The 16112-nt window shown below is 54.8% G+C and carries 15 protein-coding genes; 7 read left to right on the forward strand and 8 right to left on the reverse strand.

All coding sequences use genetic code 11. The features are described from left to right. Positions 1–18: 18 nt before the first annotated feature. Positions 19–1116 carry a GerAB/ArcD/ProY family transporter gene (locus M891_RS0106485; protein ID WP_028538252.1) on the forward strand — a complete coding sequence of 366 codons (1098 nt, stop codon included), beginning with the start codon at positions 19–21 and terminating at the stop codon, positions 1114–1116. A 71-nt stretch (positions 1117–1187) separates the two neighbouring features. Continuing rightward, positions 1188–1886: an HAD family hydrolase gene (locus M891_RS0106490; RefSeq protein ID WP_016312865.1), complete on the forward strand. Its 699-nt coding sequence runs from the start codon at positions 1188–1190 to the stop codon at positions 1884–1886. A gap of 39 nt (positions 1887–1925) precedes the next feature. On the opposite strand, the gene M891_RS0106495 is transcribed toward M891_RS0106490, so the two are convergent. Genes M891_RS0106495 through M891_RS0106520 form a run of 6 tightly spaced genes read right to left on the reverse strand, consistent with a single transcriptional unit; the run spans position 1926 to position 8626 of the window. Then, complete coding sequence (locus tag M891_RS0106495; RefSeq protein ID WP_016312864.1) at positions 1926–3035, reverse strand: YheC/YheD family endospore coat-associated protein; 1110 nt, start codon at positions 3033–3035, stop codon at positions 1926–1928. Continuing rightward, positions 2992–3546, reverse strand: coding sequence for a GNAT family N-acetyltransferase (locus M891_RS24575; RefSeq protein ID WP_016312863.1), 555 nt, complete (start codon positions 3544–3546; stop codon positions 2992–2994). The genes M891_RS0106495 and M891_RS24575 overlap by 44 nt, the downstream gene beginning before the upstream one ends. A 37-nt stretch (positions 3547–3583) precedes the next feature. Further along, positions 3584–4708 carry a YheC/YheD family endospore coat-associated protein gene (locus M891_RS0106505; protein ID WP_016312862.1) on the reverse strand — a complete coding sequence of 375 codons (1125 nt, stop codon included), beginning with the start codon at positions 4706–4708 and terminating at the stop codon, positions 3584–3586. Then, positions 4705–6081: a YheC/YheD family endospore coat-associated protein gene (locus tag M891_RS0106510; protein WP_028538254.1), complete on the reverse strand. Its 1377-nt coding sequence runs from the start codon at positions 6079–6081 to the stop codon at positions 4705–4707. The genes M891_RS0106505 and M891_RS0106510 overlap by 4 nt, the downstream gene beginning before the upstream one ends. A gap of 23 nt (positions 6082–6104) precedes the next feature. Then, positions 6105–7217 carry a YheC/YheD family endospore coat-associated protein gene (locus M891_RS0106515; RefSeq protein ID WP_016312860.1) on the reverse strand — a complete coding sequence of 371 codons (1113 nt, stop codon included), beginning with the start codon at positions 7215–7217 and terminating at the stop codon, positions 6105–6107. Between the two features lie 41 nt (positions 7218–7258). Continuing rightward, positions 7259–8626, reverse strand: coding sequence for a YheC/YheD family endospore coat-associated protein (locus M891_RS0106520; protein WP_009227037.1), 1368 nt, complete (start codon positions 8624–8626; stop codon positions 7259–7261). A gap of 241 nt (positions 8627–8867) precedes the next feature. Between M891_RS0106520 and M891_RS0106525 the strand changes: the two genes are divergently transcribed. The 3 genes from M891_RS0106525 to M891_RS0106535 all read left to right on the forward strand — a co-directional run bounded on the left by M891_RS0106525 (position 8868) and on the right by M891_RS0106535 (position 11272). Then, positions 8868–10037, forward strand: a complete 1170-nt coding sequence (locus M891_RS0106525) for a DUF445 family protein (protein ID WP_028538255.1) — start codon at positions 8868–8870, stop codon at positions 10035–10037. Between the two features lie 456 nt (positions 10038–10493). Further along, positions 10494–10838: a YlbF family regulator gene (locus M891_RS0106530; protein ID WP_028538256.1), complete on the forward strand. Its 345-nt coding sequence runs from the start codon at positions 10494–10496 to the stop codon at positions 10836–10838. Between the two features lie 140 nt (positions 10839–10978). Next, positions 10979–11272 (forward strand): hypothetical protein, encoded by a 294-nt coding sequence (locus tag M891_RS0106535; RefSeq protein ID WP_016312857.1) that lies wholly within the window; start codon positions 10979–10981, stop codon positions 11270–11272. Positions 11273–11363: 91 nt separating this feature from the next. Here M891_RS0106535 and ilvB read toward each other — a convergent pair whose 3' ends face one another. Next, positions 11364–13085, reverse strand: a complete 1722-nt coding sequence (ilvB, locus tag M891_RS0106540) for a biosynthetic-type acetolactate synthase large subunit (protein ID WP_051416859.1) — start codon at positions 13083–13085, stop codon at positions 11364–11366. Positions 13086–13255: 170 nt separating this feature from the next. On the opposite strand from ilvB, the gene hemG reads away from it, so the two are divergent. Beyond that, complete coding sequence (hemG, locus tag M891_RS0106545; RefSeq protein WP_232228299.1) at positions 13256–14686, forward strand: protoporphyrinogen oxidase; 1431 nt, start codon at positions 13256–13258, stop codon at positions 14684–14686. Next, entirely contained in the window at positions 14687–15793 is a 1107-nt protein-coding gene (locus M891_RS0106550) for a TIGR04053 family radical SAM/SPASM domain-containing protein (protein WP_028538259.1), read from the forward strand. A 133-nt stretch (positions 15794–15926) separates the two neighbouring features. Here M891_RS0106550 and M891_RS0106555 read toward each other — a convergent pair. Beyond that, positions 15927–16112, reverse strand: a 186-nt coding sequence (locus M891_RS0106555) for a transposase (protein ID WP_028538260.1), incomplete at its 5' end; no start/stop codon positions are given.

Below are 16112 nucleotides of genomic sequence, written 5' to 3' on the forward strand. Positions count from 1 at the left end.
TACGGAGGTGTACTTGCGATGAGCAATGAAAGGATCAGCGGAGGTGAAGCTCGGGCGATTCTGATGCTATATGTCATGGGCAGCACGATGATTATGGGGGCTGCGAGTAATGCACTTAATGATGCCTGGCTCGCCATCCTGATCGGCATTATCCTAACCGTACCACTCGTGTTGATCTATGCGCGTTTGCTCGCCCTTTATCCTGGGCAAAATTTGTTCGACATCTGCTTACAGGTATTCGGGAAGTGGGCTGGGCGAGTGTTGATCCTGATCTACGTTTGGTATGCTCTCCATTTGGCGGCGCTCGTACTTCGGAATTACGGCGAATTTATGGAATCTGAAGCGATGCCGGAAACGCCGATGCTCGTCCCGATGCTGCTCGTTGCCTTGCTGTGCATCTTCGCCGTGATCAAAGGCATTGAAACCATGGGGCGAAGCGCAAGGCTGTTATTTAACATCTGTATAGCTACGGTGATTTTCGTGTTGTTGCTGACGATCGGACGAATTGAGGTGGAAAATATTTTTCCAATAATGGACCATGGCTGGATGCCGATTTGGAAAGGCGCGTTTTATGCCTTTTCGTTTCCTTTTGCCGAAACGGTTTTGTTAACCGGGATATTTTCCAATGTAAAGGATGGAAAATCGTTTGTTCGGATCTTTTTGTATGGCTTGCTCATTAGCGGGGCACTGGTTGTGTTTATTACGTTTCGTAACATTTGCGTATTAGGGACCTACACGATGAGCAACGTGTCCTTCCCCTCTTATGCTGCGGTAGGTCGGATCAATGTCGGCTCGTTTATTCAACGGATCGAAGGCACGGTGTCCATCGTATTCGTCATTTGTGTTTTTATGAAGGTCAGCGTATGCTTGCTTGCGGCAAGTCAAGGGATCGCCAAGCTGTTTAACCTACAGACATACCGGAGTGTGGTTCTCCAATTAGGGCTCTTAACGACGTATTTTGCCTACTCGTTATATGACGACATTATGGAAATGTGGAATTTTGCCATGAAGACCTATGCTTTCTACGCATTTCCGTTTCAGGTGATCTTCCCGATTCTGTTGCTGCTTGGGGCCGAGATCAAGAGACGCCTAAGAACTCAGGAGAAATCAGGATAAGGGTTCGGTTTACAAGGAATGCCGATTGACATATCATGAGGCTATATCATACATACGGAAGGAATGTGGAGATGGAGAGACAGGCTGTCAAACTTTCTAAGCCGGAAGCGATGATTTTTGACATGGACGGGACGTTGTTCAAAACGGAAACCTTGCTCGTCCCAGTTTTTCATAAGGTGTTTGATCAATTGCGTAAAGAAGGTCTGTATACCGGGGATACACCGCCGGAAGAGCTGATCCTTAGCTGCTTGGGGATGCTGTTGCCGGACATTTGGCGTCGAGTCATTCCGGACCATGATGAGCAGGTGCACCGCCGGGCCGATGATCTGCTGCTGGAATATGAACTGGAAGGTCTGCAACAGCTGGCGACCGAGCTGTATCCCCAGGTGGCGGAAACGCTGCGGGAGCTTAGTGCCAGAGGTGTGCGGCTGTTCGTGGCCAGCAACGGGTTGGAGCATTATGTCAAGGGCGTGGCCAAGGCGCATGGAATTGCTTCGCTGTTTGAAGGACTCTATAGCGCAGGGGAGTTCCAAACGGCAACGAAAGTCGATCTCGTGAAGCTGCTTCTGGATCAGCACGGCATCACCCGCGCATGGATGGTTGGGGATCGTTCCTCGGACGTTGAAGCGGGCAAACGGAACGGACTCGTTGCAATCGGCTGCGCTTATGCCGGCTTCGGAGATGATCGGGAGCTGGCCGGCTCCGACGTGCGGATTCACACTTTCGATGAATTGATCTCGTTGTATGAGCAGGCGGAGGAAGTGAAATAGCCAAACCTCCCATGGAGCATAACAAAAGCCGCTGCCCTCCTAATTGGAGGGGGAAGCGGCTTTCTGTTTATGCAGCCATAACGCATACTCCAGCGGCCTGACGATCGCTGCGCGGTACGCTTGGGAGTCACCCGATTGATGGAACACTTCGCGGGCAGGCTTGGGATTCACCTCAAGCAGGTAGATCTGTCCGTGGCGGTTGATGGCCAAGTCCAGCGCCAGCTCACACAACGCCCCAAACGTATTCTCCAGGTAGGCGGCGACCTCCAGACTGAGCTTCTCCGCCGCCCGGCGCACTTCCTGCCGCCGTTCTTCATTTGAGATCCACTGCTTTAGCAGCGTATTCATCGCTACGGCATGACCACCGCCGTGAAGATTGGACGTGACACTGCGGGGAGGACCGACCCTGGCAGCGCAGCCAGTCACTTCCCACTCTCCTTCACCGTTCTTCTGTACCAGCATCCGATAGTCGTGTACGCGGCCGTTGGGCAGCTTAATCTGGATCCCTTGCTGGGCGATGAAGCGTCCGCTTCCTTTCCAGCTTAGCAGGAACGTACCCAGCCGGGATTTATGGATTTTTTGCGGAGCGATGATCCTGCGGTTCTGTCTCCGCCCTTGGATCAGGAAGTGATCGCTGTCCAGGCGTTCTACGCGCAGGATGCCGCGGCCCCCTGTGCCGTTAATCGGCTTGACATAGACGGTGGAATACTTTTTGAGCAGGTGAAACACATCGCTGCTGCTCTGAAATAATACCGTCTCCGGGAGGTTGGATCGGAATCGGCTTTTGCGAGACAATGTTTGATATATCGTCCATTTATTGCGCAGCGGCCGGTTAAGGAAAGTCAGATGACGATAACGCGCCCGGAACTTCAGCAATTGCTCGAACCGCTTGCTGCGCTGGATTCGGCAGCGATCGAAGATTAGGTCGGGGAAGCTGCGCCATTTGCGAAACCATCTCTTGCCCTTGGGGTCATACTCGAGGGCGAGAATCTGCTTTTTCTGGTCATTCACGTCCATTGGGGTGAACACGAAAATGTCCAGGCCCATTTTTTTTCCCTCTGTGATCATGCGCTGGTAGATATGGCGTTCCTCCAGCAGCTTCTTGTCATTGAGGTACAAGGTTAGGATGCCCAGGACGGGTTGTGACAACGATATCACCTTCTTTGCTGGTATGGGAGACCGACGCTGCAGGCGTTGGGGAAACGGGCCGGGTCTCCAGCAAAAGCAGCGGTTTCCCGTTTGGATCCCGGGTCAGGCCCGAAGCGTACATCCCTGCACGAAAACACAGGCGCAAGCTCTGAATCTGATTTAACGCCACCTGGCAGCTAAGCTGCTTCAGCCGAGTCTGCTGGGCTTGAAGCAGCCCTGCGCCGAGCCCACAGCCGCGGTACAGGGGATGGACAACGACAACGCACAGGGTGCGGCCGTAATCCATGACGCAAGAGACGCCGGCCAGCCGCTCTCCATCCTCCGCCCGGATGCGGGCAACGAACATGGAGCCCCCCGGCTGCAGTAAGTCGCTTGGCGTCAACCGGAGCAGATTCCGAAGGACGGTGGGCGGAACGCGGCCGGAGTTATATTTACGAATGAAAGCTAAGATTTCGCTGTGCTGCAGCTCCCAAGGAGTCTCATCGTCCACGGTCACGGCTCGGATCTCCATCACGACCGTCCTCCTTTCGTGTTGATATTCGTTCGTTTCAAGGTTTGTGTTTCGGTTGGCGGTATAAATATTGGCTGTATTGAAAAATCCGCTCCAGCGATTTCTTGCGAATATGCGGCTCATCGAACTTCATCGGCTTAGCGTTCGCTTCGAAAAACCACAGGCGTCCGTCGGTGTCCACCCCAAGATCCATGGACATCTCCCCAAGCAGGAAGCCCGATTCCTTCTCGATTTGCTTGGCGATCAAGAGGGCGCTGGACTTAATCCGGCTGAGGAGCAGTGTCGTCATATCGGACCCGAAGGCGGGGAGAAGCATCTTCTCCGGGTCTTCAATGCTGCCGCCTTGCGGAACATGGGTTGTAATCCGTTTCGGCCCGGCCAGACGGGCGCCGATCCCGGTCACCATCCAAATGCCTTTGCCGTTCTTCTGCACGAGCACGCGCATGTCGAAGTGGCGGCCGTGATAGGAGGTCAGCTCGATGCCCTCCTGCATGATGTAGGGCGTTGCGCCAGCCTCCTTTTTAATTCTTTTCCACAGCAAGGGCAGCTTAGCGGTTCGATAAATGATGTTTCGGCGCTTCTTCCCTTGGATCGTCAGCCGGTATGGTCTCGGATGATTTACATCCAGCCGCAGCAGCATAATGCCTTTTCCGGCTTTGCCGCTTTCCGGTTTAAGGTACAGGGAGCCGTATTTCTCCAGCATCGTGGTTAGCGTTTTGGGCCCTAACATTTTTTTCGTGTCCGGCACCAGCGTTTTAGTCGCCCGTCCTTTCTTCAGCCATTCGAAGAGCCGTCGTTTGTTGAAGAAAAAAGGATTAAATAGATGAATCGATTCATGTTGGATGACCTCATCGATTTTGCGTCGTACCTCCGGCTTCTTCTCATCCTCCCGGAGGGGAATGCGGTTGTAGATGACGTCGGGCAAGGGGAACCAATGTTTCTTCCACGTCTTCTCCTCCGGGTGGAACAAGTATCCTTGAACGCGTTTGGCGCTAAGCTTCAAGTCTTTGGCTGTCAGAACATACACGGGACAATCCAGCTCTTGCCCGGTTTTGACGAGATCTCTGAAGTTGCTGCGATTCCCGCGGAACATTCGGACGTTATCATCCACGGTCAGTACGGCGACAACGGGCTTCTTCTCGCTCAATACTGGATTGATCATGAGCCATCTCTCCTCCGGAATTTGCTCAAATAGAGGCAATGATCCAGGATGTGATCGACCGATGCCTTCCCTTCAGCCCGAAGCGAAGGGTGCTTAAAGATCGAACGGCCTGGCTTGGCGTTGGCTTCGAACATCCAAATCTTCTCATCACGGTCGATCCCGATATCAAATCCGATCTCGCCGATCAGATGCTGTTGATGGGATTCAATCGCTTCAGCTAACGTGATCGCAACGGATTTCGCGTTCCGCAGCACTTCATCGGCACGCGAGCCAAATGCGCGGGAAAGCGCCTGCTCTGGCGTAAGCAGGGAGCCGCCGTTCTTCAAGTGCGTGGTGACGCTGCCTTTGCCGGCTTTTTTCGCACCGATCCCCACGACAACCCATTGGTTCTTCCCGTTCTTATGCATGTGGAAGCGGAAATCGATCGGGCAGTTGTCGATTTCGATGAGACGAATCCCCTGCTGGGCCACGTATCCGCGGAGCGCCCGACCGTGTCTGGCTTGCAGCGTACGCATCAGGCTGTTGAAGGAAGAGAAGCGCAGCAAGGCGTTCCGTCCGTTTTTCCGATACCTGGCATAATAGCCGCTTCTCGGAATATAGGATAAACGATAGATCCCGTTGCCCAGGCTGCCGCTGTTCGGCTTGTAGTAGACCAGAGAGTGCCGATCCAGCATCTCCTTGATTTGCTCCGGCGTCGGACTCATGAGCGATTCCGGAACGTAGCGGCCCACTGTGGGGTCTTTTTCCAGCAGACGGTAAATATCGGATTTATTAAAAAAACTCCAGTTAAAGAAAGGGATCCTCCGGCGGACGAACCGTTCCCGAAGCTGACTGATTGAGCTGGTTGTTTCGGCTCGGCGGCTGGGGAGACGGTTATAAACCACGTCAGGCAGCGGTACCCGCTTCCGCACGAACCGCCCCGCTTCGTTCAGAAAATAGCCGTTCACCGTTTCGTCTTCCCAATGGATATCCCGCGGAGTGAACGCAAAGATATAGGAAACTCGGCTTCCCTGCCGAAGGAGTTGCTTGATGAATGCGGTGCGCGAGCCAAAAGGGTTCGTTGGTGAGGACGTGGGTCCGTCGGACAGCACGCCGATGAGCGGGCCGATCTGCACTTCTCCCTCTTGCTGGCTGCGGAGGTAGACGCCGCCGGGTTTGGGGATTTTAATGCCTCTGCGAACGCCGCTGGCAAGGTACAAGTGGTTTCCCGCTTTATTAATCCGTTTAATGGCGGCGGGGACCCGTTCCCCCCCGAGTCTCAGATGAACCGACTTTCTTCCGGATAGCTTCAGATTCTTCATAAGAGCCCCTGACACGTAAACCACCCGGTCGGGGGCTTGCGTGAAATGGACGTTGCAAAAAGTCAAACTCATGGATTTTATCCTCCTAAAAGTGATCAGGGTTTGCTCAGCAGTAAATAGCGGGCATAGCCTATCGGATTTTCCAGCGACCTTCTGGCGGTTTCCGGATCGCCGATCCGAAAGAACGAGGAGCGCCCCGGTTTGGAGTTGACCTCCAGCACCCATACACGGCCTTGGCGGTCAACGCCGAAATCAAGGCCCAGCTCCGCCAGCCTGCCGAAACGGGTCTCCAGATAGGCCGGAATCAAGAGTGACAGTTTGCGGATTGCGGCTTCAGCGGCTTTGCCTTCAGACTTCCCGAGTTCGCGAATGAGATAAGGCAGTGCCCGATGGGCGGTACCGCCTCCATGCAAATTGGAGGTTAGCGAATCCTTGCGGCCCGCGCGGACCGCCATCCCCGTCAAGCTCCATTCGCCCTTGGCGTCTTTCTGCATGAGGACGCGGACATCAAAGGGTTCGCCGTCCGAGCTGTTCAACTGCAAATACGGCTGAACCAGGAACGGCTGTCTCCCGGTAAAGCGGTCAATCCAAACCAGCCCTGCTTGCTTGGTGGAAAAGCGACGCCGAAAGATCGTATTCCGCCCGCTGCGACCGACAACCCTGACTTCATCACGCGGCAGATGCCATTTAACGTATAGCGTCCGTTTGCCGTGCGTGCCGTTCCGCGGCTTCAGGAAGGCTTCCCCGTCATGGGCCTGCAGCCATTGGTCCAGCTGAGCCCGCCCTTGGTACAGCGCCGTTTCTGGTAAATGTTCGGCAACCTCCGGGCATTCCAGCAGAGCTTGGTATACCGCCCATTTTCCCGCAAGGCCCCGGGCCAAATAAACGAAGGGATGCTCATTCGCCAGCCGTTCGAGCAAACGGTGCTTGCGCAGCTGCTGCTTGCGGTCATGGACCAGGCAGCGATCGTAAATGATGTCCGGCCGGGGGCACCATTTGCGAATCCAGGTTCCGCGTTCGAAGGTATAGGCGGGAATGCCGGCAGCGTTCCCCGATGCGATCCAGCTCAGGCAGAAGACATACACGTGAAGCCCATGCCTTGCCCCGATGATGCATAATCTGCGGCAGAACGCAACTTCCGCGAAAGGGAGCGGTCCGCTGCTTTCGGAGACCAGGATGCCGACGTTTCCTTGTGGTGTTTTGTACATGGCAGATTCCCTCCTTCCAAGAGGCCCTCCAGGGGCAACCTCTAAAAGCCGGACAAATATCGGGTATATTCGATCACTTGCTTGACCGATGGGCGGATCTTCCCTTCGCCGATCGGGGTATTGTCGTTCTTGGACGGCTTGGAGTTGACCTCCAACAGCCACACTCGCCCGCTCGTTTCCACCGCCAAATCAATCCCGAACTCCCCGAAATGAGCCGGGATTTGTGCATCGACGCTCTGGGCGATATCCAAGGCAGCCTTCTTCAGCTTTAAGGCGAGCTTGCTCTTGATTCCCGCTGGCAGCGAGCTTCGGGCAATCGCGTCCTTCACCTTGCTCAGCGAGCCGCCGCGAGCCAGATTGGACACAAAATGATGGTTGCCGGCGATCCGGGCCACGATGGACGTCGTATTCCATTTGCCGTACAGGTTCTTCTGAACCAACGCCCGAAAATCAACTGGCCGGTGATCCACCTCAATCAAGTTCAGCCCTTGCTGGATTTGGTAGCGAGTTGTTTTCATTTTGCCGGACAATGCGTTGAACAGCTTCGCAAGGCTCGGATAAACTTGGCGCCGTGCGCCTCCAACCTGAGTCGATAGGGTCTGGAAGGCCCCGCCTTCAAGCCGCGAGATCCGGATGATGCCTTTGCCCAAGCTTCCCTTGATTGGTTTCAGGAAGACGACGGGATATTTGCTGCACATCGCTTTCAACATCGCGTAGTTGCGAAACAGATGCGATTCCGGCAAATAACGCTGCACGGAGGCATCTCGGCTAAGCGCGTCGAACACTTCGGTTTTGTCGAGATATTTCTCGTTAAAAAAATGGCTCCCGTAGCGGGATTTTACTTCTTTCATAAAATGCTGTACGCTAGGTTTGTTCTCCAATTTCCGCGAATTCAGCCGGTTGTAGAATACATCTGCGGCGGGCAGTTGGGTTTGCTTCCACCCGTTGCCATAGACCCAGCCCGAGACCTGGCTTGCGCTGTTGCCGATATGATTGGGGGTAAAGAAATAAACGAATACCCCTTGGCGCGAGCAAGCGTTCACGAGCTCTCTGCAGAACAAGGTCATTTGGCCAAACGGCCGTTCCGGATTCCCGGGGAAATCCTGACTGAGCAGAACTCCTAACAGCGGACCCAGTTGAAGGGTCGAGGATTGCGGCCGATAGATGAGTCGCAGCGGCGACCGCGGTTGGATGCCCATTTTTCTGGCCAGACCCGAGCTCATGCGAACTCCATCGGATCTGGATAAGGGGATGACCTTCACGCGGTGCCGAAATGATCCGAAAGTGAGTAGAAGCGGAAGATGCGTTGGGATTTTCCATTGTTTGATCAGCATGTCTCCGAGCACGATCATGTCGTCTTCAAGAATGCCCGGACTCATGATTTGTACCGTAATTTTTTTGGAGGGCATGAATGCGGATCTCCTTCCAAGCTAAGCTAGAGTCTTGGATGCAAGTAAAGATCATCTGCGTAAAATGCATGTAATGCATCATATGAGGACATAGAATCCTTGGTGATTAACCTATGCCCGTTTTCGGCGGCATCCGGGCGAAGGAATGAAGCGTTCTACTCCTTGCCGGGCGCGGGCCGAGGACGGATATCGCGGAAGATAGTTAGGGCAGCAGCCTAAGAGAAAGAAGGAGGAAGAGAGGGTGCCCGATTGGCTTTACGTGTTGGTAAGCGTTGCAGTGGCTGCTTTTGTCGGCGGCGTAACCAACCATTTTGCAATTAAAATGTTGTTTCATCCGCGCAAACCTATACATATCGGCAAATTTCATGTTCCCTTTACACCGGGACTAATCCCAAAACGCCGTGACGATATCGCTGCATCACTGGGGCAGGTGGTAGCTGAGTATTTGGTAACGGCCGAAGGACTGCAGGAAACGGTGTTGCGTCCGGCGTTCCGGAATAAAGCGGAGGACACGTTGCGCGGCTTCGTGGAACGCGTAAGCTCCAGCGAGTTAACGCTTCGGGAAGCGGCACTCCGGGTGTGGAGCGAGGAGGAGTTCGAAGCACTGAAGTCTAAGCTTACGGCAGGGGCAAGGGCTACGGCGATGCGGAGTCTGACGCGCTTATGGGAGCAGGCGGACCTTAGCAGCCTGCCGGTGAAGCGGCTTGTTCCCGGTTGGTCCGAGGAGAACCGCAAAGCCTGGAGCGCCGCGCTGGCCAGCGCGCTATTGGGTGTCGTGGAGGAGGAACTGCTGTCGGCGAGCGGCCAGCGTATGCTGTCGAAAATGGCGGCAGGGCTGATGGACCGAGCCGGCGGATTCCTGGGCACGATGGCCGCGATCTTTGTGGATGAGGACAAGCTGGTGCAAAAAATGACCCCAGCGCTCGTTCAGACGCTGCGGGGCGAGGACGCTTTAAACAAAACCGCCCACGCGATCGAGACGCGGCTGGAGCTGTATGGCGAGAAGCCGGTGGCGGAGCTGCTGGCGCTCTTAACCGGCGAAGAGGCGCTAGGCTGGCTGAACGGCAAGCTTGAGCAGCTGCCGCTGGAGCGTTGGCTCGAGCAAGCGGAGAACCGGCCGGTTCGCTCGTTGATCGAGCCGTGGAAAGCGTCGGTGCTGGGCTTCATTCCGGTGCTGACCGAGCGAACACTGCGCCTGATTGCCAAAGGCATTCCGGCGGCGATGCAGGCCGTGGATTTGCCGGGTCTCGTCGAGGAACAGGTGTCGAGATTCCCGATCGAACGGCTGGAGGAGGTTATCCTCAGCGTCTCCGGCAAGGAGTTTCGCGCCATTACTTGGCTTGGCGTGGTGCTTGGCGGGATCATCGGCTTGTTGCAGTCGTTGTTGCTGCTATTCGGCGGGGTAGGCTGATGGCTAGCGGCTGTCAATTGTCGGTGTAGGGTCTGACGGTTGTCAGTTGTCTGCTGTCGCGGGCCATGAGTCCTCGCGGTACTTCTTCTAACGCTTGTGAGGAGCGCTATTGGTGCCGAAAAGAGGGAGATGAAATTCTAACGCTTGCCACAGAGCTTATTTCTCGTAATTTGCGCTAAACAGCGATGTTTTCGGGTCGATAAGCTTTGTGATCAGCGTTAGAATTTGGATTCCTAATTTTTGAGGCAAATAAGGTTCCTGATCAGCGTTAGAGTGGGGAAAGAAAGTTAGCAAGCAAGTTTGCAGACAAGTGAGTGACTAAGTAAGTTAGTACAAGCAAACAAGTAAGTTGCCAGCAATCCGAAGTCAAGCAATTTTCATGCACCAGCAAGCAAGGGACAAGCCCGCCTTACGCCCGCTTGGATCCCACTAAAACAAATTTGGAGGTTTAATTTAATGAACATTTGCGACAAAGCACATGAACTGGCGGCAGCCTTGAAGGACAGCCAGGAGGTAGCCGAAATTACAGCAGCTATGAAGCTAGTGGAGGCCGATCCTGAAAGTAAACGGATGCTGGACGATTTCCGGATTCGACAAAATGAAGTTCAGCAGCGGATGATGACCGGAGAGATGCCGACGCAAGAGGAAATGGAGCAAATGGAGAAGCAGTTCGAGGTGCTGAGTCTGAACTTGAATATCCGTCGCCTGTTTGATGCTGAACGCCGCCTTAGTGTGATCATTCAGGACGTCAACAAGATTATTACGGACAGCCTGGCCCATCTGTATGGAGCGGGGATCTAACTTCGCGCTTAGACGACCGCATTCTTGGATTCACAAGTATCTATCATATTTCTGCAGCCCCGTTCATAGAGATAGAAGAGACAAGGGGAAGACCTAATCAACGGTTCTCGTAATCTATGAAAATAAAGGAGCTGCAGAGGATGAAAGTCGTAAAAAAACCAAGCAAATGGAAGCATGCCGTTTATCTGATTCTGGCATTAGCGATGCTCGTTTATGCCTTGCCGATGATTTCGTTTGAGCCTGGAGCCGGCTGGGTTTCGGTGTTTGGCGCAGTGTGGGCAGGGTTTGCCTTCCTCGTCATCGGGGCTCACCTCCATTTTCTTCTTGGAGTCAATGAAGAGAAGCAGCGGGAGCTGGACCGAATCCGGCGGGAGAAATACCGGGAATGGGAGCTCCAATGGGGCGCGGACGGAAAACACGGTGAACAAGCATAAGCCTGTGCCCAAAATGGACAGGGCGGTTCTGGAAGGTTGATGATCTTCCGGAACCGTCTTTTTTTCGTCTAAGCTCGCTGAATACGCGGTACTACTTCTCGTCTTCGCCGGTCAGCATTTGATCGTTGCTGGCTCCAGGCGGGACCATCGGGTAGACGTTTTGCTCCTCCCGTACGTTAAATTCCATCAGAACGGGGCCGGGGTGCGTTAGCGCCTGCCGGATCACGGCATCGGCTTCCTCCGGCGTTTGCGCCCGCAGCCCGGGTACTCCGTAGGCGCCGGCAAACGCTACAAAATCCGGCGAAGTGAGGTGGACGGAGGAGTAGCGCCGTTCATAGAACAGCTGTTGCCATTGCCGCACCATCCCCAAATAACCATTGTTCAGGATGGCGATTTTGATCGGTAAGCCGTAATCCACGGCTGTCATCATCTCCTGCAGGTTCATTTGGAAGCTGCCGTCCCCGGTGATGCAGACAATCGGCGGAGCGGACGGACCTTCCAACGCGATGGCGGCACCGATGGCGGCGGGGAAGCCAAAGCCCATGGTTCCAAGTCCACCGGAGGTCAGGAAAGAACGGGGACGGGAGAACTGGTAGTGATGGGCAGTCCAGATTTGATGCTGACCTACATCGGTTGCCACCACAGCATGGCCTTGGGTATGCTTGTCGATCAGCCGAATGACCTCCTGCGGATTCAGCGATCCTGGAGCCACCGACTCGTTATAATGCGGCACCTTTCGCTGCCATCCGGCCGTCTCCTCAGCCCAGCGGGTCGACTTGGGCGGGATCGCGCACGCATTTAACTTCCGCAGCAGGTCCCCGATATCTCCGCACAGCCCCAGATCAACAAGAATGTTCTTGTCCAGCTCAGCATCATCGATGTCCACATGGATCTTCCAGGCATGGGGAGCGAACGACTTAGCCTTCCCGGAAAGTCGGTCGTTGAGCCGCGTTCCTAGACATATCAGCAGATCGGCGTGATGCACCGCCCGGTTGGCAGCATACGTGCCATGCATCCCGAGCATCCCGAGATAGAGCGGATGGCGGGCAGGGAAGGCCCCGATGCCCATCAGTGTAGTCGCCACCGGAATTTGCGCGGTTTCTACAAGCTGGAACAGCGGCTCGGCCGCACCGGATGCCACGGCGCCGCCCCCGACAACGAGCACCGGGCGCTCGGAGCTTTCGATCTTGCTCGCAATCAGCCGTACGGCCTCCTCATCGATCTGGGTTGAAGGCACGTAACCGCGGATGTGGATTTCGGCAGCCGGACTCAAGTTGGTTTGAGCGGTCATGATGTTCTTGGGCAGATCGATCAGGACCGGCCCCGGTCGTCCCGTAACAGCGAGATGAAAAGCCTCTTTGATGATTCTAGGCAACTCGCGGATATCCATTACGGAATAATTATGCTTGGTCACGTCCATCGTCATGCCAAAAATGTTGACCTCCTGGAAGCTGTCCCGACCGATCAGATCAGTCGACACCTGACCGGTCAGCACGACCATCGGGACCGAGTCCATGTAGGCGTTGGCGATCCCTGTGACCGCATTGGTTGCCCCTGGTCCGGAGGTGACGAGCGCAACCCCCGCCTTCCCCGTCACGCGGGCGTAGCCGTCCGCTGCGTGTACGGCTGCCTGCTCATGCCGGGTCAGAATATGCCGGATCTCTCGGCAATCGTACAGCGCATCGTAAATGGGAATCACTGCCCCGCCCGGGTATCCGAAGATCGTATCGACCTGTTCCGCAAGCAGGCAATCGATTAACAACTCCGCTCCGCTTCGGGCGGAGGTTAACTTGGATTCTTGGATGTTTCTCATTAGGTCAGACCTCCCGGTGGAATTTTGACTATTTTATCGCGGGAGATTCGCTTGTGGAGTGATCCCAGTCATAATTCGTGCCGGAAGCTGGGGTTACGATTAGCTAGGAATCCACAAGAAATAGCTTGATTCTCTAGCGAGTCAAGCCGCCTAAAGGAGGAGCAATCCGAGTGAGAAAAACCATTGCGGTGGTCGGCGGAGGTATTACCGGGTTAAGCGCGGCTTATTACGCCCGGAAATGGCTTCGCGAACGGCGGATCGATGCCGAAATTACAATCCTTGAGGAAACGAATCGGCTGGGCGGGAAGATTCGGACTTTGCGCCGGGACGGTTTTACGATAGAGCAAGGCCCGGATTCATTTATCGCTCGAAAAACAGCGGTGCTGGAGTTAACGAAGGACTTAGGTCTGGAGCATCTGCTGGTGGGAACGAATCCACGGGCCAAACAAAATTTCATCCTGCATCAGGGCCGATTTCATCCGATGCCGCCGGGATTGATGCTGGGCATTCCTACCCAGATGTGGCCGATGGTGAAGACGGGCTTGCTGTCGCCTGTCGGCAAGCTGCGGGCAGGTCTGGACCTGCTTCTGCCTGCCAAGCGTGACGAAACGGATGAATCGCTGGGCGGATTTATCCGCCGGCGGCTGGGCCGTGAAGTTCTGGAGAACCTGACGGAGCCGCTGCTCGCCGGCATTTATGCCGGGGATACGGCGGAGCTTAGCTTGAAGGCGACTTTCCCGCAATTTAGGGAAATGGAGCGGAAGCATCGCAGCTTGATCCTTGGCCTGCTGGCAAGCAAGAAGCAACCCGCCCCCAAGCCGCGGGAGGGATTGCCGGAGGCGGCGTACAACAGCGTGTTTTTGACGTTGGAAGGCGGGTTAACCGTGATGACGGACGCTTTGGCCGCTGCCTTACAGGAAGAGCGGGTGATCACGGGACAAGCGGTGGTTGGGCTGACACGGCAAGGTCGCCGTTACCAGCTGGAGCTCAGCAGCAATGAGCGGATCGAGGCGGACGCCGTGATCTTAGCGACACCGGCTTATGCAGCGGCTCGTCTGCTTCAGGATCAGATCTCCACGGCGGGCTACCTGGAACAAATCCGTTATGTCTCAGTGGCCAACCTAGCTTTTGCTTACCGGCGCAAGGAAATTCAGCATGCGTTGAACGGGTCTGGCGTACTTATCCCTCGCGGCGAAGGGCGGATGATAACAGCAATCACCTGGACGTCCTCCAAGTGGCTGCATTCAGCGCCGGAAGATCAGGTGTTGCTTCGGGCGTATATCGGTCGTTTGGGGGATCAAGCTTGGACCCAGCTGCCCGAAGAGGAAGTCCGTCGGCGCGTGGCTGCTGAACTGAGGGAGTTGATGGGGATCAAGGCCAAGCCGCTCTTTTGCGAAATGTCGTCGTTACCAGCTTCGATGCCGCAATATCCGGTGGGTCATGTGGAGCGTGTGGAGGCGTTGCGGGCTGAGATGCAACGAACGATCCCCGGCGTCTTGTTATGCGGTGCGGGATACGGCGGCGTCGGCATTCCGGATTGCATTCGTCAAGGTAAGGAAGCGGCGGAAGCGATGTTAACCTGGTTAGGAGATGAACGGTAAATGCAGCAAAATCAATTCAAGGACTATAACGAGAACCCGTTTATTGTCATCTGGGAGGTCACGAGAGCTTGCGCACTAAAATGCCTGCATTGCCGCGCGGAAGCCCAGTATCGACCTGACCCCAGACAGCTGACCTTCGAGGAAGGCAAGCGGCTGATCGACGATATCGCAAAAATGAACAATCCGCTGTTTGTATTTACCGGCGGCGATCCTTTGATGCGTCCAGATTTGTTTGATCTGGCGCGATATGCGATCCATGAGAAAGGCCTGCCCGTATCCATGACTCCGAGCGCTACGCCGAGAGTTACCTTTTCCGCTGTAAGTAAGGCTAAGGAGGTCGGTCTTTCCCGCTGGGCTTTTAGCCTCGACGGTTCGTCCGCAGAGATCCATGATCATTTTCGCGGGACGCGTGGGTCTTATGAGATGACGATGAAAGGGATTGGATATTTGCAGCAGTTAGGCATCCCGATTCAGATCAATACGACGGTGTCGCGCTATAACCTGGACGATCTTTCGCGGATCGCGGATACGGTTAAAGAGATGGGCGCCGTGCTATGGAGTGTGTTCTTCCTCGTCCCGACAGGCCGAGGGATGGTTAAGGACATGATTACTGCGGAAGAGCATGAGCAGGTGATGATTTGGTTGGCCCGATTGCAGCGGGAGATGCCTTACGGGATCAAAGCGACGGAAGCGCCTCACTACCGCAGAGTCTTTATGCAGCAGCGGAAGTTGGACGCCTTGGCTGGAGAAAGCAGGGAGGCAGCGCCCAAACGTAAAGATCTGCTCGGCCGCTCGCCGAAAGGTGTAAATGACGGAGACGGGTTCGTCTTCATTAGTCACATTGGCGAGGTGTATCCAAGCGGGTTCCTGCCAGTTAGCTGCGGGAATGTCCGGAACGCTTCATTGGTGGATATTTATCGGAACTCACCGATCCTTCGGGAGCTGAGGGACAAATCCTTGCTGAAGGGAAAATGCGGCGTCTGCGAATTTAAGGAGCTGTGCGGAGGTTCAAGAGCGAGGGCTTATGCGGTTACCGGCGATTATTTGGAGAGCGATCCGTATTGCGCATATATTCCACGAGGATTTTCACAACAACAAAAATCATAACCACCCGTCCAACGGGTGGTTTGCTCTTGGGGTATAACCCCTTGTTGCCAAACTGCGCCTAAAGACGCTAGCCTGACAATAAAATTGTTCAGGCTCAGTGTTTTTGTCACTTTCACTTACCAGTTAAACTGGTTTACTTTTTCTTGCTACCGTTTCTGCTAAATGGATCTTCATACTCTTTGACGCTCAGTTTATCGATTGCCTGGTCATGTGCTTCCTGCTCGCGGATATACTTTGCGACAGTGGCCTCATTCAAGCCCACTGTGCTTACGTAGTATCCCTCCGCCCAAAATTTCCGATTTCCATATTTATACTTTAG

The sequence above is a fragment of the Paenibacillus sp. J14 genome, assembly GCF_000518465.1.
Lineage (GTDB): Bacteria > Bacillota > Bacilli > Paenibacillales > Paenibacillaceae > Fontibacillus > Fontibacillus barengoltzii.

Coding starts and splice junctions, on each gene's coding strand:
- M891_RS24575 (WP_016312863.1), bottom strand. CDS start 3,546: ATGGAGATCCGAGCCGTGACCGTGGACGATGAGACTCCTTGGGAGCTG.
- M891_RS0106515 (WP_016312860.1), bottom strand. CDS start 7,217: ATGTACAAAACACCACAAGGAAACGTCGGCATCCTGGTCTCCGAAAGC.
- M891_RS0106550 (WP_028538259.1), top strand. CDS start 14,687: ATGCAGCAAAATCAATTCAAGGACTATAACGAGAACCCGTTTATTGTC.
- M891_RS0106505 (WP_016312862.1), bottom strand. CDS start 4,708: ATGATCAATCCAGTATTGAGCGAGAAGAAGCCCGTTGTCGCCGTACTG.
- M891_RS0106485 (WP_028538252.1), top strand. CDS start 19: ATGAGCAATGAAAGGATCAGCGGAGGTGAAGCTCGGGCGATTCTGATG.
- M891_RS0106530 (WP_028538256.1), top strand. CDS start 10,494: ATGAACATTTGCGACAAAGCACATGAACTGGCGGCAGCCTTGAAGGAC.
- ilvB (WP_051416859.1), bottom strand. CDS start 13,085: ATGAGAAACATCCAAGAATCCAAGTTAACCTCCGCCCGAAGCGGAGCG.
- M891_RS0106535 (WP_016312857.1), top strand. CDS start 10,979: ATGAAAGTCGTAAAAAAACCAAGCAAATGGAAGCATGCCGTTTATCTG.
- M891_RS0106520 (WP_009227037.1), bottom strand. CDS start 8,626: ATGCCCTCCAAAAAAATTACGGTACAAATCATGAGTCCGGGCATTCTT.
- M891_RS0106510 (WP_028538254.1), bottom strand. CDS start 6,081: ATGAGTTTGACTTTTTGCAACGTCCATTTCACGCAAGCCCCCGACCGG.
- M891_RS0106490 (WP_016312865.1), top strand. CDS start 1,188: ATGGAGAGACAGGCTGTCAAACTTTCTAAGCCGGAAGCGATGATTTTT.